The sequence below is a fragment of the Burkholderia sp. Ac-20392 genome (genome assembly GCF_017104585.1).
GTDB lineage: Bacteria > Pseudomonadota > Gammaproteobacteria > Burkholderiales > Burkholderiaceae > Burkholderia > Burkholderia lata.
In genome coordinates, this window is sequence record NZ_JAAGPB010000079.1 from 1 (window position 1) to 24099 (window position 24099).

The following is a 24099-nucleotide window of genomic DNA, read 5'->3' on the forward strand; positions in this document are numbered from 1 at the left end:
TGCGCTGCAATCGCCGTCGCTGAACTCGCAGCTGCGCTGCGCGCCGTAACGCGCGCGCCTTTCCGGGACGACCTACCTTCTCGACCATGACTTCCATCGACCGCCGTTCGTTTCTCCGTGCCGCCGCCGCCGGCACGGCCTTCTCGATGTTCCCGCCGGCGATCCGGCGTGCGCTCGCGATTCCGGCCAACAACCAGACCGGCACGATCAACGACGTGCAGCACGTCGTGATCTTCATGCAGGAAAACCGCTCGTTCGACCATTACTTCGGCACGATGCCCGGCGTGCGCGGCTTCGGCGATCGCCTGACGATCCCGCAGCCGGGCGGCACGCCCGTGTGGCAGCAGAACGACGGCAAGCGCCCGGTGCTGCCGTTCTACCTCGACAGCACGAAGGGCAATGCGCTGCTCGTCGGCGGCGCGCACTCGTGGACCGATTCGCACTCGGCGTGGGACAACGGCCGGATGACCGCGTGGCCCGCGTCGAAGGGCGACGCGTCGATGGGCTACCTGCGGCAGTCCGACCTGCCGTTCCACTTCGCGCTCGCGAACGCGTTCACGCTGTGCGACGCGTATCACTGCTCGCTGCACGGCGGCACCAACTCGAACCGGATCTTCCTGTGGACCGGCACGAACGGCCCGACGGCGTCGTCGAACGTGGCCGTCGTGAACAACGACGGCTGGGACGGCCTCGGTTCGTCGAAGACGGGCCTGACGTGGACGACCTACCCGGAGCGCCTGCAGGCGGCCGGCGTGAGCTGGAAGGTCTACCAGAACATGCCGGACAACTACACCGACAACCCGCTGGCGGGCTTCGCGACGTTCCGCAAGGTCAACGAGACCGTGCCGGGTTCGCCGAATGCGCCCTATACGCCGGCGATGGAAGCGCTGTCGCCGCTGTACAAGGGGATCGGCAACACGATGCCCGACGGCGGCTTCCTGCAGTCGCTCGCCGACGACATCGCGGCGAACCGGATGCCGCAGGTGAGCTGGATCGTGTCGCCCACCGCATACTGCGAGCACCCGGGCGCATCGACGCCGGGGCAGGGCGCGTACTACCTGCAGCGCCTGCTCGACACGCTGACCGCGAACCCCGACGTGTGGAGCAAGACCGTGCTCATCGTGAACTACGACGAGAACGACTGCTTCTTCGATCACATGCCGCCGCCGAACGCGCCGTCGCGCAACGCGGACGGCACGTACGCGGGCAAGTCGACCGTGACCACGCAGTACGAGTACTTCACCGTGCCGAACCCGTCCGGCGATTCGTCGCCGCTCGCGCCGGACGGCCGCCCGTACGGGCCGGGCCCGCGCGTGCCGATGTTCGTCGTGTCGCCGTGGAGCACGGGCGGTTGGGTCAACTCCGAGGTGTTCGACCATACGTCGGTGCTGCGCTTCATCGAGCAGCGCTTCGGCGTGCAGGAGCCGAACATCAGCCCGTGGCGCCGCGCGGTGTGCGGCGACCTGACGTCGGCCTTCAACTTCAAGAACCCGAACGGCAACCCGACGACGTCGTTCCCGGCGCCGACCAAGGCCGCGGCCGACGCGCAGCACGTGCAGCAAAGCCTGCAGGGCGCGGTGCCGGTGCCGTCGGTCAGCACGCAGCAGATGCCGGCGCAGCCGGCCGGTACGCGCCCGTCGCGCGCGCTGCCGTACGAGCTGCACACGAGCGCGAGCGCCGATGTGTCGGGCGGGCTGGTGTGGCTCACGTTCAGCAATACCGGCACGGCCGGCGCGGTGTTCCATGTGTACGACAAGCTGCATCTCGATCGCGCGCCCCGCCGCTATACGGTCGAAGCGGGCAAGCAGTTGTCGGATTCGTGGCGCGCGGTGGCCGACGATGCGGGCAACTACGACCTGTGGGTGCTCGGGCCGAACGGCTTCCTGCGCGAATTCCAGGGCAACGTCGCGAAGGCCGCGAGCGGGCCCGTGCCGGAGATCCGCGTGTGCTACGACCCGGCGAACGACGCCGTGTACCTGACGATCATGAACGTCGGCAACGCGGCGAGCCAGGTGACGGTCACGTCGAACGCGTATCGCACCGACGGCCCGTGGAGCTACTCGGTGCCGGCCGGGATGCAGGTCGAGCCGTACTGGACGCTCGCCGCGTCGAGCGGCTGGTACGACTTCACGCTGACGGCCGAGAACGGTCTCATGCGCCGCTTCGCGGGCCGCGTCGAGACCGGCAAGGACAGCATCAGCGATCCGGCGATGGGCGTGTCCAGCTGACCGGCGCCGGCCGCGCGGCCGGCGTCGCATCACCGGTTGCCGCCGGCGCGCCGACCCGCGCCGGCGGCGTTTTGTGCGCGGCCTCGATTCGACGGGGCCGCGCGTTTTTCATTCATTCCCGTTCACACGACGCTTCATTCGATGACGCAACTCGCGCTTTTCGATCTCGACTTCACCCTCATTCCGTTCGACAGCGACCAGGCCTGGGGCCATTTCATGGTCGAGCATGGCCTGGTCGACGCGGCCGAATTCGCCCGCATCGACGCTGCGTTCGCGGCCGGCTACGCGGCCGGCACGCTCGACATCCATGCGCACCTGTGCAACATGCTCGCGCCGCTCGCCCGCTATTCGCGGGAACGGCTCGCGCACTGGCACGCATGCTTCATGGCCGATGTCGTGCGCCCGGCGATCTCGCCGGCCGCGCTCGATCTCGTGCGTCATCATCGTGCGCGGGGCGACCTGTGCTGCGTCGTCACCGCAACGAATGCGTTCATCACGCGGCCGATCGCGCGCGCGTTCGGCATCGATGCGCTGATCGCGTGCGAGCTCGAAACCGTCGACGGGCGTCCGGATTCGCGCTATACGGGGCGTCCGTCCGGCGTGCCGAGCTATCGGGAAGGGAAGATCGTGCGCACCGACGCATGGCTCGCGTCGCGCGGGCTCGCGTGGTCCGACTTCGAACGCAGCTGGTTCTACAGCGATTCGCACAACGACATACCGCTGCTCGAGCGTGTCACCGACGCGGTCGCAACCAATCCGGACGAGCGGCTGCGCGCGCTGGCGACGGCACGCGGGTGGCAGATCGTGGAGCTGTTCGAAACGGTGTGAGCGTGCGCGCCGTCACGCGCAGGCGCGCGCGCTTTCGTCGTGGCGTTCGACGTTGGCCATGAACGCGGTAATCAGCCGCGTGTCGGCGCGCGCATCGAGGTAGTACAGGTATTCGTGCATCGGCGGCAGATCGTCGACGAACGCGACCGCGCGCAGTTCCGGATGCGCGCCGACCTCGCCGCGCGGCATCAGCGTGCAGCCCATGTCGTGCCGCACGGCTTCGCGGATCGCTTCGCGACTGCCGAGCTCGATCGCGTTCGCGGGCAGCCCGATGCCTGCGTGCTTCAGCACGTGCTCCATCAGCGCGCGCGTGCGCGAGCCGGCCTCGCGCAGCAGCAGCGTCTCGCCGGCCAGCGCGGCGAGCGCGACCGACTCGCGCGCGGCGAGCCGATGCGAGCGGTGTATGACCAGCACGAGCGGATCGTTCGCGATCGTATGCCGCACGAAACGCGGATCGTCGTCGCGCTGCGACGACACGGCGACGTCGCAGCGGAAATCGACGAGCGCGTCGAGCACCTGCTGCGAGTTGCCGATCTCGATGCTGATCTTCACGGCCGGATACTGGCGCCGGAACGCGGCGATCGCGGGCAGGATGTAGAACGGGCCGGTCGTGCCGACGCGCAGGTTGCCGGTATGCAGTTCGCGCTCGTTGCGCAGCGCGAAATCGATATCGTTCTCCATCTGCAGCATCTGGCCGATCATCGGCATCAGCGACGCACCCGCGTCACTGAGATCGAGACGGTTGCCGCGGCGATGGAACAGCTCCACACCGTAATGGCGTTCGAGCTGCTGGATGCGCGACGTGATCGTCGGCTGGCTCACGTCGAGGCGCTTCGCGGCTGCGGTCACGCTTCCCTGGCGGGCGGTTTCGTAGAAGGCGGCGAGAAGCAGGGCAAGCATGGCGACACACGGGACGAGACGTGCGGAAATTACCGGCCGCGTGTGTCAATTCCATGTCATTGGCGTGGATGTGCGTGGCAAATTGGGGCGCGATGTGGCGCGCCTGACACGCGGCCGTCGCTTATTCGGGCGGCTGCTCGTCGTACGCGACGAAGATCTTCCGCGTGCGTTCGACGACTTCCCAGGTGCCGCGAAAGCCCGGCGGAATGACGAAGCGATGGCCGGCGCGAAGGGTTTTCGCGTTGCCTTCCTCGTCGGTGATCACCGACGTGCCTTGCAGGATCTCGCAGTATTCCGCTTCGGTATACGCGACCTTCCAGCGGCCGGGCGTGCTTTCCCAGATGCCGGTCGAGAAGCGCCCACACGGGCTCGTGAAGCCGGGGGTGAGCGTCTGCAGCGGGTCGCCGTCAAGCAGTTTCTCGGGCGCGACGCGATACGTGGTCGGCTCGCCTTGCGGGGCGAGTGCGTCGGTAATGGATGAAACGTCGATCATGGACAACATCCTTCTTCGGGTTGAGCGGAGCGCGCCGCCGGCGCGTCCGCAGGATTGTATGCCGGCGGCGGGCCCGGTCAGTTGCCGGTTTTCAGTTGCTGCCACAGGCGGTTCTCGAGTCGCGCGATGTCCGCCGAACGCGGCTTCGAGAGCGTCATCCGGTCGAGCACGTCGGCGGGCAGGTACACGTTCGGATCGTGCGCGACGGCCGGCGTCACGTACTGATGGGCCGCCCGGTTCGCGCTCGGATAGTAGATCTCGTTGGTGATGTCCGCGTTGACCTTCGGGTCCTGGATGTAGTTGATCCATTGCAGCGCGGCCTCCGGATGCGGCGCATCCTTCGGAATCGCCATCACGTCGAACCACAGGATGCCGCCTTCCTTCGGGTTCGCATAACGGATCTCGTAGCCGCGCTTCGCCGCGATCGCCTCGCGGCGCGCGACGCTGACGTCGCCCGACCAGCCCAGCACGACGCAGACGTCATTGTTCGCGAGGTCGTTGTTGTAACCCGACGAGTTGAACTGCGTGATGTACGGGCGCACCTGCTTCAGCATGTCGAACGCCGCGTGGTAGTCGGCCGGGTTCTTGCTGTTCGGATCCTTGCCGATGTACTGGAGCGCGGCGGCGAACACGTCGTCCGGCGCATCGAGGAACGACACGCCGCAGCTTTTCAGCTTCGCCACGTTGGCCGGATCGAACACCAGTGCCCAGCTGTCGAGCGGCGCGCCGTCGCCGAGTGCCTTCCTGACCGCCTGCACGTTGTAGCCGACCCCGTCGGTGCCGTAGGCCCACGGCACGCCGTACTGGTTGCCCGGATCGGATTCCGCGATCTTCTTCATCAGCGCGGGATCGAGGTTCGCGAGGTTCGGCAGCTTCGACTTGTCGAGTTTCTGGTACACGCCGGCCTGGATCTGCTTCGCCATGTAGTTCGAGGTCGGCACGACGATGTCGTAGCCGGAGCTGCCGGCCAGCAGCTTCGACTGCAGCGTGTCGTCGCTGTCGTAGACGTCGTAGCGGACGTGAACGCCCGTTTGCTTCTGGAAATCGGGAATCGTGGTTTTCGCGATGTACTCGGACCAGTTGTAGACGTTCAGTTCGGTATCCGCAGCATGCGCGGGTATCGCCGACAGCGGCGCGAAACAGGCGGCGGCTGCGATCGCAACCGGGAAGGCAAGACGGAAAGCGCGGACGATCATGGTCACTCCCTTTCGAAACGAGGGCGGCGCGTGGCATCGCGCACGCGCGCCGCGGGTCGGTCGATGAGGCTCGCGGCGGTTCGCTGCGCTGCGTGTGCGCACCGGCGGGCCTCGCCGAATCTCGGGGATGACTGTATGCGGCGGCTGTTGGCGTGTCTGTCCATGAAATCCGTACAGCGGACCCGCGGCATGCACCGGAAACCCGCGCGAGGGAATTGGCAGCGCACTTTTGGCGTGGTAACGGTAAGCGTCCCGTTCTCCTGTGCATCGTATGACCGACCATGACGCCGCTACGACGATCGATATCCAGCTGGGCCAGCTCGTCTTCATGTCCGACGCGCTGTCGGCCGTGGCCGCCGCGATCGGCTCGCCGGATTTCGTCGCGGTCGTGTTCGAGAGCCTGACGCGCATCGTCGATTGCGATTCCATTCATCTCGATTACGAGGACGAATCGCTGCGCGATCGCCGGGTCGGCTGGATCGGCAGCTACGGCACCTATCCGGACCAGATCGAGCGCACGATGACGCGCTATTACCGCGATTTCGCGCGGATCGACACGACATTCGACTGCATCCGCGGCGAACGCGACACGCAGTTGCTGCAGCTCTCGACGCTGCGGCTGAACCCCGAGATCCGGCGCGCGTTTTACGACACCGAGGACATCCACGACGAGTGCGTGGTCACGTATCGCGTGGACGAGCTGACCTATGCGCTGTCGGTGTGCCGCGCGCGACGGCTGCCGGCGTTTTCGCTGAAGGAGCTGAGCATTGTCCGGCACGTCGCGCTGATCGTGTTGCCGCTGGCGGTCGCGCATCGTCGCATCGTCGGCGATCGCCCGGCCGGTGCGGATGCGGATGCGCCGCACGCGCAGGAAAGCGGTGCCGCGCAGCGCTTGAACGACGTGTTCGGGAAGCTGACGTCCCGCGAATCGGAGGTGTGTGCGCGGCTCATTCGCGGCAGGAAGACGCAGGACATCGCGCACGAACTCGGCATCCGGCCGTCGTCGATCGATACCTACGCGCGGCGCGCATTCGCGAAGCTCGGCATCGAATCACGCCGCCAGCTGCTGAACCTGCTGCTGGATCATGATGTGCTCGATGCGTCGTCGGCCCGGCGAGGCATTGCGTGATCGCGCGCTACGATAGGGCTGGCGCGATACACGAGGAGAGCCGCTTGGGCATCACATGGGATGGAATCACGGGCGCCGACGTGCTCGACGACGCGCAGGTCGCGAGCCGGCATGCGTTGGCCGATGCGGCGCGCGATGGCGACTGGGCGACGGTGCTGGATCTCGTCGAGAAGCAGTCGAGGCTCGTCAATGCGACGCGGCTGGGCGGGACGTCGCTCTATACGCCGCTACATCAGGCTGCATACGGCGGCGCACCGAAAGAGGTGGTCGTCGCGCTGTTGCAGCTCGGCGCATGGCGCATGCTGCGCGATGCACAGGGGGCACGCCCGGTCGATCTTGCCGAGCGGCGCGGGCATCGACATCTCGTCGATCTGCTGACGCCGCAGCCGCGGCGTTTCGTGCCGGACGAGACACTGAGTGACATCCAGCGCCACTTCCACGACATGATTCGCGGCCGCATCGCCCGCCTGCGCGTCGACGCGCTGCGCCTGCCCGAACTCGAGCCGCTGCTCGAACTCGACGCGCAGGCCGAACGCGTATGGTTCGCGGTGCCGGGCATGTACGGCGGGTTCGGCTATGCGCTGCGCAACGACGACGCGGCGGCCGTGCTCGTGTCCGAAAGCTGGAGCCGCGTGGTCGGCGGCTCGGGCCAGCGGCACGAGATCACGGCGCGCGGCAGCACGCTCGTCGACGAAGGCTTCGTGTGACGGCGTTGCGCCGCCACGTGACCGCTCAGGCGACCGCCGTGTCCGTTGCGGCGACTGCCGGCGCACCGCGCGCGGCCGACGCCCGCGCCGCCGCAGCGCCCGCAAGCCGCCGATAGCGCGCGAGCGCCCACAGCGGGAAGTACGCGGTATAGCCGTGATACTTCAGATAGAAGATGCGCGGAAAGCCCGGCGCATTGTGCGAGCGGTGCCACCAGAAGCCGTCTTCCTGCTGCACCGACTGCAGATACGCGATGCCGCGCTTCACCGAATCGGATTCGCAGTCGCCGAACGCCATCTGCGCGAGCAGCGCCCACGCGGTGAAGTTCGACGTGCTTTCGCCGCCATTGGTGCCGGCCAGCTTCGGGTCGATGTAGCTGTCGTTCGTCTCGCCCCAGCCGCCGTCGGCATGCTGCCGTGAGCGCAGCCATTCGATCGCGCGGGCGATATACGGCTGCGACTTGTCCTCGCCGGCGAGCGCGAGGCCGGCGAGCACGCTCCACGTACCGTAGATGTAGTTCGTGCCCCAGCGGCCCCACCAGCTGCCGTCGGGCTGCTGCGTGCGCTTCACGTAGTCGATGCAGCGCGCGAGCGACGCGTGTTCGTCCGCGCGTTTCGTCACGCCGAAGCACAGCAGCACGCGGCCCGACACGTCCTCGGTCGGCGGATCGAGCAGTGCGCCGTGATCGGCGAACGGGATCGCGTTCAGGTACAGGCGGTCGCAGTCGGCGTCGAATGCCCCGAAGCCGCCGTTGCGCGATTGCAGCCCGCGCATCCAGTCGAGTGCACGCGCGACACGCGGCGCATACGGGTTCGTGCCGTCCGCGTTGCCATGCGTGCGGCCGCGGCGATCGAGCATCGCGGTGACGACGGCCGTGTCGTCGATGTCGGGGTAGTACGGGTTCGCGTACTGGAACGCCCATCCGCCCGGCTGGACGTCGGCCGGCGCGTTTTCGATCCAGTCGCCGCGCAGGTCGTTCACCTGGCGTACGGCCAGCCAGTCGTATGCGCGTGCGATGCGTTCGTCGAGTGCGCGCCGTGCGTCGCCCGGCTCGCCGTCTTCCGCCACCGCCACGCCGCGCGCCTGCTCGAGCGCCATCGTGCTCCACGCGGTGTCCCACACCGGCGACAGGCACGGCTGGCAATACATGCTGCCGTCCGGCCGCGTGACCAGCAGTTTCTCCAGCGCATTGTCGCAGTCGCGCCGCAGCGGGTGATCGTCCGGGTAGCCGAGCACCTGCATCATTTGGTTGGCGTACACGATCGGCGGGAAGATGCCGCCGAGCCCGTCCTCGCCGTTCATCCGCTCCGCGCACCACGCTTCGGCATGGCGGATCGCGCGCTGCCGCAGGCCCTTCGGCATCAGCGGCTCGACATGGCGCACCGTGCGGTCGAGCGCGAGGAACAGCCTGCGCATGCCGCGGGCGGGCGGGAAGTACTGGCGTTCCTCGTCCGGCGGCGTGACGAACAGCTCGCGGATCGAGATGTCGCGCGGATTGCGCGCCCGCGCTTTCAGCGAGCACAGCGCGAGCAGCGGCACCATCGTCGTGCGCGCCCAGTACGCGACCTTGTACATCGAGATCGGCACCCACTTCGGGAACAGCACGAATTCGATCGGCATGAACGGCGTCGCGCGCCACGGCACCTGGCCGAACGTCGCGAGCAGGATGCGCGTGAACACGTTCGCGCGGGCCGCGCCGCCGAGCTTCAGGATCGCGTCGCGCGCGCGAACCATGTGCGGCGCGTGTTCGCTGTCACCGGCCGCCTTCAGCGCGAAATACGCCTTCACGCTGCACGACACGTCCGGATCGCCATCGACGTACAGCGCCCACCCGCCATGCGTGTCGAGCCGCTGGTTCGCGCGCAGGTAGCGCGCCATCTTCTCCTGGCGGATGTCGTCGATCTTGTCCATGAAATGCATCATCAGGATGTATTCCGCGGTGATCGTCGCATCGGATTCGAGTTCGAAACACCAGCTGCCGTCGGGCTGCTGGAGACGCACGAGGGCGTCGCGTCCACGGGCGATGGCGGTGTCGAGCGCGGACCAGGGGGAGGGGGTGGGTTTAGTCATGCGGCGGATCATACCATCCGGCCGGAATGTTTATATTGAGGCACCCGGGTGCTACCATCCGCACCATGAAAAAACACCTCGAACCCGCGCCGCACGATGTGTCCGCGCCCGATGAACCGGCTGGAGCGGCCGGCACGCAGGCGCCTGAAGCATCGTCGGCGCCGGCCGCCCCCACCGCCGGCGTGCGTCGAAAAAAAGCGCCGGATCAGGTGCGTGCGCAGTTGCTGGCGGCTGCATCGGAAATCGCGACACATCACGGTGTGGCCGCGCTGACGCTCGATGCGGTGGCCGAGCGTGCCGGCGTGACGAAAGGCGCGCTGCAGTATCACTTCGCGAACAAGCAGGGGCTGCTGGACGCACTGTTCGGTCAGGCGACCGAGCGGTTCGCCGCGCAGATGGCCGCGCGGGTGGCGGCGGATGCCGATGGCGCAGGCGCGGTGGCGCGTGCCTACATGCATGCGGTGCTCGACGAGTCGCATCCGGCCGCGAGTACCGATGTGCTGCGTGTGCTGGTCGCGTCGATGATTACCGACCAGGACACGCGCGAGCGATGGTCGGTGCCGATGCGGGAATGGACGCGGCCCGACGCCGTGCCGCTCGAGCAGGCCGCCACGCTGATGATCTGCCGGCTCGCCGCCGACGGGCTGTGGATTTCGAAACTGCTCGACAGCCTCGAGATCTCCGCCGAATTGCGCGCCGAAATCGGCCGGCAACTCGACGCGATGAGCAAGGGTGTGTTTCCGGGATGACGGCCGGCACGGGGTGGACGTCGGTGGCGGGAAGACAAGGCAGGCGCGGGCCTGCGCCGTGACGGGATCGTGAACGAATCGCCGGAGAGTGCATGCTGCAGGTAGACAGTGGCCGGGTGAACGACCCGGAAACGCTTTCGCCGATCGAAATCGCGGAAGCTTGCGCGCAACGCGGGCGGCTGGTCGTCCAGTTCAGCCGGCCCGAAGCGTACGGCCCGGCGATCCTGCAATCGCTGAACGAAGCGTGCCGGCTCGCCGGGAATCGTCTTCAGGTCCGGTTTTACGGCCACTACTCGGCACGGTTCGATGCGGCCGTGCTGCGCCATTTGCCCGACGTCCGGGACCTGGCGGTCGATTGCCTGACCGAGATCGTGCATGAAGAAGAAATCGGCCGGCTTCCCGCGCTGAAACGGTTGAGCTTCGGGGTGTTCAAGCTGAACCGGCCGGACTTTCTCGACACGCTCGACCTCGGTCCGCTCGAGCGGCTCGTGCTGATTGAAAACGAGAAGCGGAACATCGATCTGTCGCCGCTGGCGAAGTGCGGGTCGTTGACCGAACTCTTCGTGCACGGCCATGCAAAGGGGATCGACGTACTCGCCGGCCTGCCCGGGTTGCGCAAGCTGACGCTCGGTTCCCATGCAAAGAAGCATCCGCTCGGCTTCATCCCGGCCATGCCGGCGTTGACGGAAATGACGCTGATCCTGGGCGGCCGCGACGCCATCGACGATCTGTCGAGCACCACCCTCGAGATGCTGCAGATCCTGCGCGTGCGCGGGCTTGCCACTTTGGGCGACCTGTCGCGCTTGCCGTCGCTTTCCGCGTTTCGCATCGAGGATCAGTTGCAGCTCACGACGCTGGATCTGTCCGGTGCGAAGCTGGAACGGCTCGCGCTGTTCAATTGCCGGAAGCTCGCGGATTTGCCCGGGCTGGACGGGCAGGACCGGTTGCGGGAGTTTCGCGCGTCGGGCGTGGCACTTGACCTGAATGCGTTGCGTGATCGTGATTGGCCGCCGGCCACCCGTTCCGTCGGCCTGTCGTCGGGCAGCATGAAATGGAACGATGACGCCCGGGCCCGTTTGGCGGCGCGCGGGTTCGACGAAAAGGCCGGCTACTGGCCATGATTCACGCACCTCGCTGTCGTGCCTGCACCGGCTTCGCGTGCGCAAGCTGACGCGCGCCGTTTCGAACCCGCTTGCTCGCGATCGGGCAGTTGGTTATTCTGACGCCCATGACCCATTCGCAAACCCGTTCGATTATTTGCGCCGCAACGTTGCCGGCGGGATAGCGATCGACTGAATGGATATCGTCACAACCCGCCCGGAAGGCGGGTTTTTGCTTTCTGGGCATTCGTTGGAGAGCCTGGACATGCAGACGGGGAAGTCACTTCACGCGACGGCATCGAACGATGCCGTGTTGCTCCACATGGTATGCGGCAAGATCGCGTCCGGAAAATCGACGCTCGTCGCGCGGCTCGCGAGCGCCGGGCCGGTCGTTTCGATCAGCGAAGACGCGTGGCTCGCGCAGCTCTATCCGGGTGAGATCCTGTCGATCGACGACTACGTCCGGTGTGCGAAGCGCGTCGGCCACGTGATTGCCGATCAGGCCCGCGCGGTGCTGCAGGCCGGCGTGTCGGTGGTGCTCGATGTGCCGTTCAATACCGTCGCCGCGCGTACATGGGGGCTCGCCATTTCGCAGGCTGCCGGCTGCGACCATCGATTGCACTACCTCGACGTCAGCGATGCCGTTTGCAAGGCGCGGCTGCACGCGCGCAATGCGCGAGGCGACCATCCGTTCCAGGCGTCCGACGCCGAGTTCGAACGGATCACGCGGTACTTCGTCGTGCCGACTGCGACGGAAGGGTTGAACATCGTCGCTTATGACGAGGCCGGTTCCGTCCGGCCGGCTTCATAAAGGTGCGCCAGCGTGAAGAACATCGAATACCCGCCTGACACACTCGATCTGCCGATGGTGCCGGTTCCCGCCGGCACCATTGCATTGAGGGACGACCGGATCGGCCGCACCTGGTGCGTCGATCTGCAACGCTTTGCGATCGGCCGCTATCCGGTGACCCAGGCACAATACGCGGCGGTCACGGGGCTGGCGCCATCGTCGCATGCCGGCGCGCAACACCCGGTGGAGAACGTGTCGTGGCTCGACGCCGTCCGGTTCTGCAACCGGCTGTCGACGGCCGACGGTCTGCATTGCGGTTACGACATCCACGAGGACGGGACGGGTGCCGCCTTGGTTCCGGGCAGCAACGGCTATCGGCTGCCGACCGAAGCGGAGTGGGAGTACGCATGCCGCGCGGGAACGCATGGCCCGAGGTATGGCGAGCTCGACGCCATCGCGTGGTACCGGGAAAACGCCGGCGGCCGCACGCACGCGGTCGGCCGGAAGCAGCCCAACGGCTGGGGGCTGCACGACATGCTGGGCAATGTGTGGGAGTGGTGCGCGGATCAATACGACCCGGAAGTCTACGGTTCGTATCGCGTGTTTCGCGGCGGGGGTTGGGCCGATGTCGAGCGCAGTTGCCTTGCAACGAATCGCCGTCGCAGTCATCCGACCTTCGCGATCGACGATCTCGGGTTTCGGGTTGCGCGGTCGCTTGATGCGGGAGATGCGCGACTCGCGCCCGTCGTGCGTGGATCGCGCGGAGACTGATCGTGGCCGCCTCGTTGCGGCAAGTCGTGTCGTGACGACTGGACCGCGGCTTGCGATGGGCGTGTGCCGCCCGTATCGACCATCGTTCCGCCCCGGGCTGCATTCGACCCGGGGCGGAACGGTTGGCGATCGCAATCAGCGTTGCACAGCCGGCGATCAGGTGAGTTCGCCTGTGATGAACTGCGCACGCCCGCGACCGAACGACCAGTCCGCGTCGCCGTTCTCGACGATGGACACGACGACGTCGTCCGGCGAGATGCCGCACTGCGTGTGCAGGTTCTCGACGAGCAGACGGTAGAACGCGAGCTTCTGCGACTCGGTGCGCTGGCGGCTCACTGCCGTCAGCAGCACCACGTCCCGCGATCGCGGATAGCCGAGGCCGGTGTCTTCCACCACGAGTTCGCCGGGGCGATGCTGCGTGACGGACTGGTAGCGGTCGGTCGCGGGGACGTCGAACGCCTGCACCATCGCCTGATGGGCAGCGTCCAGCAGGGTGCGCACCTGTTCGTCGGTGCGGCCCTCGATGAGGTCGAATTTGAGCATTGGCACGGGAATTTCTCCTGGGTCGGGATAGTGTCGGCACGGCATGTCGTTTCTCTCGGCGGCGGCATGCCGTGCTTCATACGGACTACTGAGTTGATGGCGAAGGCGTTGACCGGAACGATCGTCGCACTTACTGCTGGCGGCGCGCGAACGAAACCGGATAGGCGGCCGAACGTGCATTGATCATCGGGTCTTCCGCCTCGATACCGGTCGGCAGTGCGTTGGGCAGGAACAGCAGGCGGCGCTGCGCCGCCGCATTGTCGGCGACCGCTTTCGTGATCGAGATCGTGCCGAGCTCCACGGTGCGATGGGTGTTCGACCATGCGATGGAGGGATCGTCGAGCTTGTCGCCGGGTTGGGCGATCTGCAGCACGAGGCGGAACCGAATCGGCGAGCGCGCGACGCGCTGGCGGATTTCCGTTTGGAGGTAGCCGGGCGCCACCTTGGCCGCCTCCGCATCCGATACATAGTGTTCGCCGTCGATCGGCAGCATCTGATAACGCCCATAGGTCACGGCGCCTTCCGCGTCGATGAAACGGAACGTATTGACGCCGAAGTACGGCAGCGTCGCATAGCTGGCCGGGAACGGCTTCGGCGCGGTGAGAAACGCTTTCGCGACCGGGTGGCTTTCCAGGTAGGTATCCAGCGGCGTCGGCTTGGCCGCATTCGGGCCGCTCGTGCCGATCGCGATCAGCAGATCGCGAAAGTCGTCGGCCGTCGGCGAGGGAAACCCGTTGAACGAATGCGCGACGATATCGGTATCGCTGCCGTTCGGCAGCTTGAACTTGATGGCGAAGCCGCGCGGCGACGCGAGCGGATGGTTGTCCGCAATATCGGGAATGCCGGCAAAGTCGGAGAACCGGACAACCACCGGGACGGCGGCCCGGAAGTGCGGCGCCTTGCTGACGGCCGGCGCAGCGGCGCTCGGCGTAAACGACCCCTCGAGCACGATGCCCTTCGCATGCACGGCGCGCGCGCCGGGATGCCGGCCAAACACGCCATTCAGCGCATCGACCAACTGTGTGGGGGACGACTTCTGGCCGGCGGAAGGCGCCGGCGTTTGGGCGGACGCTGCCTGCGCGGCCGCGAGGCCAAGCAGGAACGCCCAGGAAAGACGGGACGCGGATCGTCTCATGATCGGAACTCTTCGGTGGGTTGGGGACGGGGACGGCAACACGAGTCTAGTGCATATCGACAATAATGACAAATAGATATGTCGTTATTGTTAATATGGCCCGGTCGAGCCCTTCGGTCGCGAGGCTATAATCGATCGCTCTCCCGCCGATCCGAACCCTTTTCCCGTGACTACCAAGAACGACGTCCTACGCGCGCTGCAACGAGAACCGCTGACCGTCGTGCAGCTCTGCGAATCCCTCAACGTGACGCGGACGGCGATCAACATGCAGTTGAAGCAGCTGGAGGCGGAGGGGCTCGTGCGCCGGCACAAGCCGGTGCAGACCGGGACACCGGGCAAGCCGGCCGTGCTCTACGAGGCTGCGCCGGGCAGCGAGGACGCGGCGTCGAGCGCGTATCCGGCGTTTCTGCTGGCGCTGCTCGCCACGCTTCAGGCGCATCTCGACGAACGCCAGCTCGAAAAGGTGCTCGTTGAAACGGGCCGCCGCCTGGCGCGCGAGAACGGCCTGCCGGCATCGGACGATTTCGACACGAACCTGGCCGGCGCGATGGCCGTCGTCGATTCACTGGGCGCGCACACCGAAGCGGTGCCCGACGGCAATGCAATCATGGTTCGCAACTACAGCTGCCCGGTTGCGAGCGCCGTGCGCGAAACGCCCTGCGTGTGTCGCGCCATCGCAGCCTACTTTTCCGAAGCGACGGGGCGCACGGTCACGGACCATTGCCTGCGCGAGGGGCGTCTCATCTGCCAGTACCGGATCGCGAAGAAGTAGCGACACCGGCCGGTGTGCGCTGCGTTCGACGAAAACAGATACCCCGGAAAACGCAACGCATCTGAAGGTGTCGAGCGATGCGCTTCGTCGTTAGAATAGGCCGCGAGCATGGCGAGCCATCCGAATCGCGGCATCCGTCGGGGCGCCGCCAAGCCACCCGACAATGTGGGAGACATACGATGCAACACCGTCCGAAAGCCGTCCCGACGCAGCAAGTAGCGAACGAGCGCGTGATCGTCACCGAATGGCGATTTGCACCGGGTGCCGAGACCGGCTGGCATGTTCATCAGCATGACTATGTCGTCGTGCCGCAAACGGACGGGCAGCTTCTGCTCGAAACCGCACAAGGCAACCGGGAGTCGCAACTGCACGCCGGGCGCAGCTACGCGGGGCCGAAGGGCGTCGAACACAACGTCGTCAACGCGACGGATCACGAAGTGGTGTTCGTCGAGGTCGAGATTCTCTGAGGGGCGCGTCAAGCGCCGCGAGCCAGGCCACGACAGGGAGAAGCATGATGAAAATGACCGACATCCCGTTTGGAACGACCGACTGGAGCACCGTGGAACCGACCGAGCACCGCGGAGAACGTGGGGTCGCGCGCTGGCGGACGATGCAGTTCGGGGATATCCGCGTGAGGCAGGTCGACTATTCGGCCGATTACCTCGCCGACCACTGGTGCGTCAAAGGTCACATCCTGTATTGCCTGGAAGGCGAGTTGCTGACGGAGCTCGAAGACGGGCGGCAGTTCACGCTTCGACCGGGCATGAGCTACCAGGTCGCGGATCATGCCGAAGCGCATCGATCGTCGACCCGGACGGGCGCCAGGCTGTTCATCGTCGATTGAAGCGGGCGCGCGCGCCCGCGTGCCGGCCGTAGCCGATCCTTTGCAGACCTCCGGTGCCGGGAGGACAATACCCCCGATATCTCTTCGGAGGCTGCCCGACATGGTCAAGTTCCAGCCCGACGGTTGGCATACCGTCACGCCACGAATCGTCGTGCCGGATCCGCAAGGCCTGATCGAATTCATTCGAACGGTATTTCACGCGCAGGGCGCGTACCGCCCTGGATTGCCTGCGGAAATCAGGATCGGCGATTCCGTCGTGATGATCAGCGGGGAAGACGGCCTGCGCGATCCGATGGTCGCGTTTCTGTACGTCTATGTCGAGGATGCCGATCTGACCTGTCAGCGGGCGCTTGCAGCGCATGCGACCCAGCTCGAAGCGCCGGCCGACATGCCGTACGGCGACAGGCGGGCAATGGTGAAAGATCCGTGGGGAAACGTATGGCAGATCGCCACGCATCGGCGCGACCTCTCGCCCGACGAGATCCGTTCAAGGCTGGCCGGCGGCGGCTAGGGACCCGTCGCGGTGCGTCCGGGATTCGGGATGCGTCGTTTCCCGCCCAAGGTTGGCGGAGATTCGCCCGGGTGATCGTCTGCACTGCTTGAGATGGCCTGGCTGCTGCATGCGCGGAAGCGAATGCGGGCAGCTCTCGTCGACGTGCGGCTCCACAGGGTATGCGGCAAGATCGCGTCCGCATGCGTCAAGGCTGCGATACGAGGCTGACGACGCACGGCAACCTCGTCATGCGTTGCGCATCGAGATGCGGAAGCGTCGCAATCACCGCCACCGTCCCGAACACGCCGTCGGCGCACCCGATACCGGGGCGCCGACGGTATGCGCGCTACGCGGAACGCGTCAGTGCGCGCCCGATGCGGCGTCGGACGATTCGCCCTTCAGCGGCCGGGTGATCCAGATCAGCGGGATGATGCAGATAAAGATGAACGTCGACGCGTAGAAGAAATCGTCGAGCCCGAGAATGGCGGCCTGGCCGTCGACGAGCGAATTGAACAGTGCGTGCGCGGACGACATGTCGAGATGCAGCGACGACTGCATCGCGTCGATCTGCCGATTGAAGATCGGGTTGCTGACGTTCGCCTGTTCGGTCAGATGCGCGTGATGCATGATCGTTCGGTTGTTCCATACCGTGCCGGCAATGGACGTGCCCGCGGCACCGCAAAAAATGCGGACGAAATTCGACAGGCCCGCCGCCGCCGGGATCCGTTCCGGCGGCAGTCCCGACAGGATGATCGCGATCAGCGGTACGAACCACAGCACGGCCGGAATGCCTTGCAGCAGCGTCGGAAGCACGAGATGCCACGTGTCGATGTCGGTCACGTACATCACGCGCATGTAGAACACGCCGGCAAACCCGATGAACGACAGCGTGGCGATGATGCGCGCGTCGACCGCTTTCAGCACGCGTCCCATGAACGGCGACAGCAGCACGGTGAAGATGCCGACCGGCGCGGTGACGAGCCCGGCATCGAAGGCGCGATAGCCGAGGTCTTCCTGCATCCACTGCGGCAGCAGCACCAGGTTGCCGAAGTAGAGTGCGTACGATACCGAGATCGCAATCGTGCCGCCGAGGAAGTTGCGTTGGGTGAACAATCGCAAATCGACGATCGGGTTCGCTTCGGTCAATTCCCAGATCAGGAACAACGCGAAGCTGATCAGCGCGGCGATGGTCAGCCCGATGATGATCGGCGACGAGAACCAGTCGAGGTCGCGCCCCTTGTCGAGCATGATCTGCAGCGTGGCGACCCACGCGATCAGCAGCACCAGGCCGACGACGTCGATCGGCTGTTTGCGGGTCTCCGTCTCCCGGTTGCGATAGATGGCCCAGATCACGCTGGCCGCGAAGAGGCCGACCGGGATGTTGACGTAGAAGATCCACGACCAGCTGTAGCTGTCGGTGATCCAGCCGCCCAGCAGCGGGCCCGCGATCGGGCCGACGGTCGCGGTCATGGCCCATAACGCCAGTGCGGTGCCGGACTTGGCCCGTGGATACGAACTGAGCAGGACCGCTTGCGACAATGGAATCAGCGGGCCCGCCACCACGCCCTGGAGGATGCGCGCGGCCAGCAGGAAGGGCAGCGTCGGCGCGATGCCGCACAGCCACGACGCGAACACGAACATCAGGATCGAGCCGACGAACAACCGGATCTGGCCGATGCGTTGCGTGAGCCAGCCGGTCAACGGAATCGACACGGCGTTGGCGGCGGCGAACATCGTGATGACCCACGTGCCCTCGTCGACCGATACGCCGAGATTGCCGGACAGGTTGGGAATCGCGACGTTGGCGATCGACGTGTCGAGGACGGTCATGAAAGTGGCGAGCGCCACCACGAAAGTGGCGACGACGAGCTGGCCGCCAGCCAGGGGCGGATGGTGAGTGGATGTCTGAGCCATGTTGGAACCGGGGTGGGGCACGTCCCTTTAGAGAGTCGGACGTGTGTAACGGGCTGCGCGCGAGATACCGACGAATCGATCCGGTCGGCGATGCGGCTGGCCAGCGATGGATTCGCGCGCATCGACCGCCTGCATGCGACGGCATTGTGCCGAGACTTTTCTTTTGAAGCAGTGGCGCGCGCGGCGCGTTTCTCGGGATTGATGCAAATTCAGAATTAATCGGCGTTGTCGCGAGGAAAGGCATTGGCTGAACGGTCGGCCGTTGTTACCGGTCGCAACGTTGAAGCGGGAATGAGCGAACAACGGGACGATTCGCGGTGACTTTGAAAAAACAGGGGAAACCGCCGCCAGGTACGCAGTTTCCGATGCAGCCCCGTTGCGGAGGCATCAGGTGACATATCGGGCTATCCGGTTCTTCGGTCGCCCCGTTGAACCGCGAATTCTGCAAATATCAGTTGCACACGTCGTCGACTGTTGAATGAAATGAAAAGAAGCTTGATTGTTTACGTGTGTGAGAAAGTCTTTGTTGTGTCACGTATAGTCAATGTGGAATAAATCGGAATGAAAGAATCGGTGATGAATTTGCCGGATTTATTGAATAGTGCCGTACGAATGTCTCCGATATTGCTTTCTCGAGAGTCGTCAAAGATTTAGCGTCTTGATTGCTCTGGTACTGCCTGTTAATTCATCGTCTGATATATGCAGACCATTCGATTCATTGGAGATTCAGGCAATAAAAATCGCTCGCGGATGACTGGTCGAGGCGCGTTCCGGAAAGTTTTCGGCATACAGAACAATGATCGAAAATGAAATTCGCGGGATTCACCAGCGCGCCGCGATGAGCCCCCATCCGATGCGTGAAGCACCGGAGGCCAGCCTTCGGCTTGATCCTGACCCACTCGATAAACGCGTCGGGAAAGCCAGTCGCATCGGATGTCGTAGATCCTGACGTCCGGGCCGACTTCAGGAAGTCTTCGCCTTCGATGGTTGCATCGCTGCACGTCCAGAGCCGGACCAGGCAAACGCCGGTCGCAGCGTGTGAGCCCGAAACAGGCGCGGAGCGACCGACACCTGTCGCAATCGTCAAGATTCACGTCGCGTGCAGATAAAACCTCCCCGTTCTCCCCGCCGTTAACCCGTTCGCAGCCCATGCGCCTCGTGTTGCGACGCGGCGCGCATCTTTCGTGATCCGGAATCCACATCCGTCGTTGGCCGCGCCCGGCCGGCGCAAGGGAACGTCATGCGAAAACAACTCACTATCCGTGGTGGTCTCGTCGCGACCATCGCCGGCTATACCGTGCTGCTCGTGCTGGTGGTCGGCGCATGCATCGCGGCCCTCTATCTGGGCAACGCTTCGCTCGAGGCGATGTACCGCGACGACACCGCGTCGCTGCTGCACCTGAAGACCAGCTCCGAGCGGATGCTCGTGCTGCGGGAACGCATGAGCGACGTCGCGCAGATCATCAGCGCCGGCCACTCGGGCAAGGAAGAGATCGCGAAACTCCGCACGCTCCTCAAGCAGAGCAACGACGAGCTGGATGCCTATGCGGGCCTGCATGCGCGCAACGCCGACGAGCAGGCGCTGTTCGACACGCTGCAGAATCGCCGTCGGGCGTTGCTTGACGGCGTGTTCGTGAAGGCGCTCTCGCAACTCGACGGCGACGACGGTTTCGGCTTCCTCGACACGCAGCGCACCGCGCCGCCCGCACTGTTCGCCGCCTACCAGGAGGCGATCGATGCGCTCGAATCGTTCCAGGTCGCGCGCGAAAAGGCGCGCTATGAGGCGGCCGGGGTCCATTTCCACCGGATCGTGTGGGGGATGGCGGCGGTCGCGGTCTTCGCACTCGTTGTCGGCTTCTTTGCGCAGCGCGTGCTCGCGAAGGCGATCATCGAGCCGATCAATCTCGCGGTCGACCAGTTCGAGAAGATCTCGAAAGGCGACCTGACCGGAACGGTCGTCGTACCCGGCGAGAACGAGATGGCCTATCTGCTGCATGCGCTGAAGCGGATGCAGGACGGCCTCGTCGATACCGTGAACCAGGTGCGCGCGAGCACGGAGACGATCGTCGGCGACGTCCGCACGATCGCGAGCGGCAACGTCGACCTGTCGGCGCGCACCGAGCAGCAGGCCGTCTCGCTGCAACAGGCGGCGGCGAGCGTCGAGCAACTGACGGCGGCCGTGCGCCAGAACGCGGACAACGCGCGCGATGCGCGCACCTACGTCGAAGGCGCGGCCGGCATCGCGTCGCGCGGCGGCGAGGCGATGCAGCGCGTCGTCGAGACGATGTCGGCGATTTCGAACAGTTCGACGCGGATCTCCGGGATCGTCGGCGTGATCGAGAGCATCGCGTTCCAGACCAACATCCTGGCGTTGAACGCCGCCGTCGAAGCCGCGCGCGCGGGCGAGCAGGGGCGCGGCTTCGCGGTCGTCGCGACCGAGGTGCGCGGGCTCGCGCAGCGCTGCGCGTCGGCGGCGAAGGAGATCCGCGAACTGATTGGCCATTCCGCGCAGCGCGTCGAAGACGGCAGCGGCCTCGTCGCCCTGGCCAGCTCGGCGATGGCCGAGCTCGTCGCGGCGGTCGAGCGCGTCAATACGATCATGAACGAAACCAGCAACGCGTTCGAGGAGCAATCGTCGGGCATCGAGCAGGTGAACGCCGCGGTCATCCAGATGGAGCAGACGATGCAGCGCAATGCCGCGCTGGTCGAGGAGGCCGCGGCCGCGGCGCTGTCGCTCGATGAACAAGGCTCGCGGCTGAGTGCGGCAGTTGCGCAGTTCCGTCTGCGTGACGAGGCGCTGGCCTGACACACGGATGCTCGCGACCGGCGCTGGCGCGTCGGGCCGGACGGGGGGCCGACGCGGTGCGGCCGATGTCGAAGCCGCACATTTCTGGTGCGGACATCGTGACTGGCGATGTCGGCGCGACCCGTGCACCAGCGAGGTGAAGCACGATCGCCGAACCCGGTGCGATGGAGTCGGCGTGCAATGCCCACGACGCGACGGCGATAGCGCCGAGACGCTTGTCGGCAGGGGCTGCGGCGCAATTGCGGCGAGGTTCTCCACAGGGTTATGCACGGAAATTGTGGATAACTCGAGGAGGATGAACGACCGCCGACGGTTCCTGTGCGCGCGTGTCGCCATGCGACATCACATCCCGCGAATTGCTTTGCTGGAATGATCGTTTCGTGGCTGTCACGGAAGGGCATAGCATGAAGACCCCCCTCGATTGGCTGCCGTATGCATGGCCAGTCATTGCGACCGTACCAGCCCGACATGACGACACTGAACGACTATCTCAAACAAAAACGCGACGCCTGGCTCGCGAAAAAAGAAGCCGCCCGCAGCAATCCGGAACTCAAGGCCACCCCGCTGAAAGCGACCGTGCGTGCACTGGGCCGCAGCGGCGTGCGGGAGATCCGCATTCGCGATTTCCAGGTGATCAGCGACAGCCCGCCCGATTTCGCCGGCTACAACCTCGGGCCGGCGTCACCGGAGCTGCAGCTCGGCGTGCTGGGCAGTTGCCTGACGCACATCACGCTGATTCAGGCCGCGGAGCGCGGCCTGAAAATCGATTCGATCAAGGTCGAAGTGACCGGCGACCAGCATCCGCTCGCGCAGCAACCGGGTTTCGAGCATGTGCCGGTGTTCCCGCACAACCTCCGCTACACGCTCGATATCGTCTCGCCCGAACCGCCGGAGACGATTCGTGCACTGCATCAGGCGGTCGAGGCGCTGTGCCCGATCTTCAACCTGCTGCGACTGCCGCAGACGATCGACAGCGAGTTGCGGCACACGCACGGTTGACGTGCGCCGGTGCACCGGCGCGTTGCAGCATGTCACGTCGCCGCGCGGTGAGCGCGCGGTCGATACGCCGCGCACCCTGTCGGGGCGCCGATATGACGGCGATTCCCGTCGCACCGGTGTGCGATGACGGATGCGTCGTCCCGGCGCCGAACGCGTGCCGAATCGGCGCCGGGCGACGCCGGTCGTGAACCAGCCGGCGCGCAGTCAGGCTTCCGAGGCTTGACGGTCGCGCGTTCGACGCTTCGTCTCGTCGGCACGATCCTGAAGCTGCTGGAATGCGTCCAGCAGCCGCGCGCGCAGCACGGCCAGCGTCGGGTCGCGGCGATCGCGCGGCCGGGCGACTGCAACGTGGATCTCGTCATCGATGCGGCCAGGGTTCGGCGCGAGCATCAGCACGCGATCGCCGAGATACAGCGCTTCGTCGAGATCGTGCGTGACGACGATCGCGGCCATCCGGTGTCGCGCCACGACATCGAGCAGCAGTGTCTGCAACCGCATCCGGGTGATCGCATCGACCGCGCTGAACGGTTCGTCGAGCAGCAGCAGGTCCGGCTCGCCGAACAGCCCGCGCGCGATCGCCGCGCGCTGGGCCATCCCGCCCGACAACGTGGCCGGCAGTTGCCGGGCGACGCCGGCCAGACCGACTTCGTCGAGCAGCCGTGCGACGGACGGGGCGCGTCCGCCTCGCGGGCCGGCCGCAAAGCCGACGTTGTCCGCGATCGATAGCCATGGCAGCAGCCGCGGCTCCTGGAAGATCACGCCAGCGCGCGGGGAGGGGCCGTCGAGCGCGATGCCGCCGAGCGTCACGCTGCCGCGGAAATCGGTATCGAGGCCGGCGACGATCCGCAGCAGCGTGCTCTTGCCGCAACCGCTCGGGCCGACCACGCAGACGATCTCGCCGCGTGCGACCTGCAGCGGAACGTCGGCGAGGATCGTGCGATCGCCGTAAAGCTTGCGGGTGATGCGCAGGTCGAGCAGCGGTGTCGTGGCGCCGGCCGCCGTGTGTGCGGAAGGATGGGGGCTCATGTCGACACCTTGCGTGGCGTGTGATCGAACGCGTCGCGCCAACCGAGCCAGTGCGATTCGATGCGCGCCATCGCGCCGTCGGTCAGCTTGCCGAGCAACGCCAGCAGCAGGATTGCACCGAACACGAGATCCGGCCGCCCGGTTTCCCGGCCGTCGCTCAACAGGAAGCCGAGGCCACGCGTGGCCGCGATCAGCTCCGCGGCGACCATGAACATCCACGCGAGACTGAGGCCGGTGCGCAAGCCGGTGACGATCTGCGGCAGTGCGGCTGGCAGCAGGATGCGACGGAACAGCGCGAGCGGGCCGAGCCGGTATACCGTGCCGAGCTCGACGAGCTTGCGGTCGACGTCGCGAATGCCGGCGACCACCGCGAGGTGGACCGGGAAGAAGGCGCCGATGGCGATCAGCGTGATCTTCGGTGCTTCATCGATGCCGAGCCACAGCAGCAACACGGGCACCCACGCGAGCGACGGAATCGCGCGCAGCGCCTGGAACGTCGGTTCGAACAGCGCATCGATCCGGCGGCTCAGGCCCATCGCCGCGCCGACGACGAGCGCGAGTCCGCCGCCCGCCGCGAAACCCGCCGCGACCCGCAGCGTACTCGCGCC

23 protein-coding genes are annotated in these 24099 nt (G+C 66.0%); 14 read left to right on the forward strand and 9 right to left on the reverse strand.

Annotated elements, in window-relative coordinates; translation table 11 throughout:
• Window positions 1-86 precede the first annotated feature (86 nt).
• Window positions 87-2228 carry a phospholipase C, phosphocholine-specific gene (locus G3N99_RS12515; protein WP_174939173.1) on the forward strand — a complete coding sequence of 714 codons (2142 nt, stop codon included), beginning with the start codon at window positions 87-89 and terminating at the stop codon, window positions 2226-2228.
• Between the two features lie 141 nt (window positions 2229-2369).
• Entirely contained in the window at window positions 2370-3056 is a 687-nt protein-coding gene (locus G3N99_RS12520; RefSeq protein ID WP_174933599.1) for an HAD family hydrolase, read from the forward strand.
• A 12-nt stretch (window positions 3057-3068) separates the two neighbouring features.
• On the opposite strand, the gene G3N99_RS12525 is transcribed toward G3N99_RS12520, so the two are convergent.
• The 3 genes from G3N99_RS12525 to G3N99_RS12535 form a co-directional block, all read right to left on the reverse strand.
• A complete protein-coding gene (locus tag G3N99_RS12525) occupies window positions 3069-3956 on the reverse strand; it encodes a LysR substrate-binding domain-containing protein (RefSeq protein WP_206122524.1) in 888 nt (295 codons plus the stop codon).
• Window positions 3957-4077: 121 nt separating this feature from the next.
• Window positions 4078-4449 carry a cupin domain-containing protein gene (locus G3N99_RS12530; RefSeq protein WP_174982562.1) on the reverse strand — a complete coding sequence of 124 codons (372 nt, stop codon included), beginning with the start codon at window positions 4447-4449 and terminating at the stop codon, window positions 4078-4080.
• A gap of 77 nt (window positions 4450-4526) precedes the next feature.
• Window positions 4527-5645, reverse strand: coding sequence for a polyamine ABC transporter substrate-binding protein (locus G3N99_RS12535; protein ID WP_174933593.1), 1119 nt, complete (start codon window positions 5643-5645; stop codon window positions 4527-4529).
• Window positions 5646-5916: 271 nt separating this feature from the next.
• Here G3N99_RS12535 and G3N99_RS12540 point away from each other — a divergent pair, with 271 nt between their 5' ends.
• Entirely contained in the window at window positions 5917-6774 is an 858-nt protein-coding gene (locus G3N99_RS12540; protein ID WP_174933590.1) for a helix-turn-helix transcriptional regulator, read from the forward strand.
• A 44-nt stretch (window positions 6775-6818) separates the two neighbouring features.
• Window positions 6819-7481, forward strand: a complete 663-nt coding sequence (locus G3N99_RS12545; protein ID WP_206122526.1) for an ankyrin repeat domain-containing protein — start codon at window positions 6819-6821, stop codon at window positions 7479-7481.
• Window positions 7482-7506: 25 nt separating this feature from the next.
• Here G3N99_RS12545 and shc read toward each other — a convergent pair whose 3' ends face one another.
• The gene (gene shc / locus G3N99_RS12550) at window positions 7507-9561 is read right to left on the reverse strand and encodes a squalene--hopene cyclase (protein ID WP_206122527.1); all 2055 of its coding nucleotides are present in this window, start codon (window positions 9559-9561) and stop codon (window positions 7507-7509) included.
• Between the two features lie 53 nt (window positions 9562-9614).
• On the opposite strand from shc, the gene G3N99_RS12555 reads away from it, so the two are divergent.
• The 4 genes from G3N99_RS12555 (at window position 9615) to G3N99_RS12570 (ending at window position 12959) form a co-directional block, all read left to right on the forward strand.
• Window positions 9615-10298 carry a TetR/AcrR family transcriptional regulator gene (locus G3N99_RS12555; RefSeq protein ID WP_174933585.1) on the forward strand — a complete coding sequence of 228 codons (684 nt, stop codon included), beginning with the start codon at window positions 9615-9617 and terminating at the stop codon, window positions 10296-10298.
• A gap of 92 nt (window positions 10299-10390) precedes the next feature.
• Entirely contained in the window at window positions 10391-11419 is a 1029-nt protein-coding gene (locus tag G3N99_RS12560) for a hypothetical protein (RefSeq protein ID WP_206122528.1), read from the forward strand.
• A 244-nt stretch (window positions 11420-11663) separates the two neighbouring features.
• Window positions 11664-12209, forward strand: coding sequence for an ATP-binding protein (locus tag G3N99_RS12565; protein ID WP_206122529.1), 546 nt, complete (start codon window positions 11664-11666; stop codon window positions 12207-12209).
• Between the two features lie 12 nt (window positions 12210-12221).
• The gene (locus G3N99_RS12570; protein WP_206122530.1) at window positions 12222-12959 is read left to right on the forward strand and encodes a formylglycine-generating enzyme family protein; all 738 of its coding nucleotides are present in this window, start codon (window positions 12222-12224) and stop codon (window positions 12957-12959) included.
• A 156-nt stretch (window positions 12960-13115) separates the two neighbouring features.
• Here G3N99_RS12570 and G3N99_RS12575 read toward each other — a convergent pair whose 3' ends face one another.
• Window positions 13116-13502 carry a tautomerase family protein gene (locus G3N99_RS12575; protein ID WP_241011607.1) on the reverse strand — a complete coding sequence of 129 codons (387 nt, stop codon included), beginning with the start codon at window positions 13500-13502 and terminating at the stop codon, window positions 13116-13118.
• Between the two features lie 130 nt (window positions 13503-13632).
• Window positions 13633-14709 carry a catalase family peroxidase gene (locus tag G3N99_RS12580; protein ID WP_241011604.1) on the reverse strand — a complete coding sequence of 359 codons (1077 nt, stop codon included), beginning with the start codon at window positions 14707-14709 and terminating at the stop codon, window positions 13633-13635.
• 58 nt (window positions 14710-14767) lie between these two features.
• Between G3N99_RS12580 and G3N99_RS12585 the strand changes: the two genes are divergently transcribed.
• The 4 genes from G3N99_RS12585 (at window position 14768) to G3N99_RS12600 (ending at window position 16764) form a co-directional block, all read left to right on the forward strand.
• Window positions 14768-15409, forward strand: a complete 642-nt coding sequence (locus tag G3N99_RS12585) for a MarR family transcriptional regulator (RefSeq protein ID WP_346778484.1) — start codon at window positions 14768-14770, stop codon at window positions 15407-15409.
• A 179-nt stretch (window positions 15410-15588) separates the two neighbouring features.
• Window positions 15589-15876, forward strand: a complete 288-nt coding sequence (locus G3N99_RS12590) for a cupin domain-containing protein (protein WP_011350198.1) — start codon at window positions 15589-15591, stop codon at window positions 15874-15876.
• 47 nt (window positions 15877-15923) lie between these two features.
• The gene (locus G3N99_RS12595; RefSeq protein ID WP_206122537.1) at window positions 15924-16253 is read left to right on the forward strand and encodes a DHCW motif cupin fold protein; all 330 of its coding nucleotides are present in this window, start codon (window positions 15924-15926) and stop codon (window positions 16251-16253) included.
• Complete coding sequence (locus tag G3N99_RS12600) at window positions 16195-16764, forward strand: VOC family protein (RefSeq protein WP_241011605.1); 570 nt, start codon at window positions 16195-16197, stop codon at window positions 16762-16764. The genes G3N99_RS12595 and G3N99_RS12600 overlap by 59 nt, the downstream gene beginning before the upstream one ends.
• 342 nt (window positions 16765-17106) lie before the next feature.
• On the opposite strand, the gene G3N99_RS12605 is transcribed toward G3N99_RS12600, so the two are convergent.
• On the reverse strand, window positions 17107-18660 hold the full coding sequence (locus tag G3N99_RS12605) for a DHA2 family efflux MFS transporter permease subunit (RefSeq protein ID WP_174933573.1): 1554 nt from the start codon (window positions 18658-18660) through the stop codon (window positions 17107-17109).
• A 1240-nt stretch (window positions 18661-19900) separates the two neighbouring features.
• On the opposite strand from G3N99_RS12605, the gene G3N99_RS12610 reads away from it, so the two are divergent.
• Both G3N99_RS12610 and G3N99_RS12615 read left to right on the forward strand, forming a co-directional pair.
• Window positions 19901-21466, forward strand: coding sequence for a methyl-accepting chemotaxis protein (locus G3N99_RS12610; RefSeq protein ID WP_206122532.1), 1566 nt, complete (start codon window positions 19901-19903; stop codon window positions 21464-21466).
• Window positions 21467-21934: 468 nt separating this feature from the next.
• The gene (locus G3N99_RS12615) at window positions 21935-22465 is read left to right on the forward strand and encodes an OsmC family protein (protein ID WP_206122533.1); all 531 of its coding nucleotides are present in this window, start codon (window positions 21935-21937) and stop codon (window positions 22463-22465) included.
• Between the two features lie 204 nt (window positions 22466-22669).
• Here the strand turns inward: G3N99_RS12615 and G3N99_RS12620 are convergent, their stop codons facing one another.
• Window positions 22670-23491, reverse strand: a complete 822-nt coding sequence (locus tag G3N99_RS12620; RefSeq protein WP_206122534.1) for an ABC transporter ATP-binding protein — start codon at window positions 23489-23491, stop codon at window positions 22670-22672.
• A partial coding sequence (locus G3N99_RS12625; RefSeq protein WP_206122535.1) for an ABC transporter permease occupies window positions 23488-24099 on the reverse strand: 612 nt, incomplete at its 5' end. The genes G3N99_RS12620 and G3N99_RS12625, both read right to left, overlap by 4 nt.

Excerpts from the sequence above, each read along its gene's own strand:
- G3N99_RS12515 (WP_174939173.1), top strand. The coding sequence starts at position 87 with ATGACTTCCATCGACCGCCGTTCGTTTCTCCGTGCCGCCGCCGCCGGC.
- G3N99_RS12520 (WP_174933599.1), top strand. The coding sequence starts at position 2,370 with ATGACGCAACTCGCGCTTTTCGATCTCGACTTCACCCTCATTCCGTTC.
- G3N99_RS12525 (WP_206122524.1), bottom strand. The coding sequence starts at position 3,956 with ATGCTTGCCCTGCTTCTCGCCGCCTTCTACGAAACCGCCCGCCAGGGA.
- G3N99_RS12530 (WP_174982562.1), bottom strand. The coding sequence starts at position 4,449 with ATGATCGACGTTTCATCCATTACCGACGCACTCGCCCCGCAAGGCGAG.
- G3N99_RS12535 (WP_174933593.1), bottom strand. The coding sequence starts at position 5,645 with ATGATCGTCCGCGCTTTCCGTCTTGCCTTCCCGGTTGCGATCGCAGCC.
- G3N99_RS12540 (WP_174933590.1), top strand. The coding sequence starts at position 5,917 with ATGACCGACCATGACGCCGCTACGACGATCGATATCCAGCTGGGCCAG.
- shc (WP_206122527.1), bottom strand. The coding sequence starts at position 9,561 with ATGATCCGCCGCATGACTAAACCCACCCCCTCCCCCTGGTCCGCGCTC.
- G3N99_RS12555 (WP_174933585.1), top strand. The coding sequence starts at position 9,615 with ATGAAAAAACACCTCGAACCCGCGCCGCACGATGTGTCCGCGCCCGAT.
- G3N99_RS12560 (WP_206122528.1), top strand. The coding sequence starts at position 10,391 with ATGCTGCAGGTAGACAGTGGCCGGGTGAACGACCCGGAAACGCTTTCG.
- G3N99_RS12565 (WP_206122529.1), top strand. The coding sequence starts at position 11,664 with ATGCAGACGGGGAAGTCACTTCACGCGACGGCATCGAACGATGCCGTG.
- G3N99_RS12575 (WP_241011607.1), bottom strand. The coding sequence starts at position 13,502 with ATGCTCAAATTCGACCTCATCGAGGGCCGCACCGACGAACAGGTGCGC.
- G3N99_RS12590 (WP_011350198.1), top strand. The coding sequence starts at position 15,589 with ATGCAACACCGTCCGAAAGCCGTCCCGACGCAGCAAGTAGCGAACGAG.
- G3N99_RS12595 (WP_206122537.1), top strand. The coding sequence starts at position 15,924 with ATGAAAATGACCGACATCCCGTTTGGAACGACCGACTGGAGCACCGTG.
- G3N99_RS12600 (WP_241011605.1), top strand. The coding sequence starts at position 16,195 with ATGCCGAAGCGCATCGATCGTCGACCCGGACGGGCGCCAGGCTGTTCA.
- G3N99_RS12605 (WP_174933573.1), bottom strand. The coding sequence starts at position 18,660 with ATGGCTCAGACATCCACTCACCATCCGCCCCTGGCTGGCGGCCAGCTC.
- G3N99_RS12610 (WP_206122532.1), top strand. The coding sequence starts at position 19,901 with ATGCGAAAACAACTCACTATCCGTGGTGGTCTCGTCGCGACCATCGCC.
- G3N99_RS12615 (WP_206122533.1), top strand. The coding sequence starts at position 21,935 with ATGACGACACTGAACGACTATCTCAAACAAAAACGCGACGCCTGGCTC.
- G3N99_RS12620 (WP_206122534.1), bottom strand. The coding sequence starts at position 23,491 with ATGAGCCCCCATCCTTCCGCACACACGGCGGCCGGCGCCACGACACCG.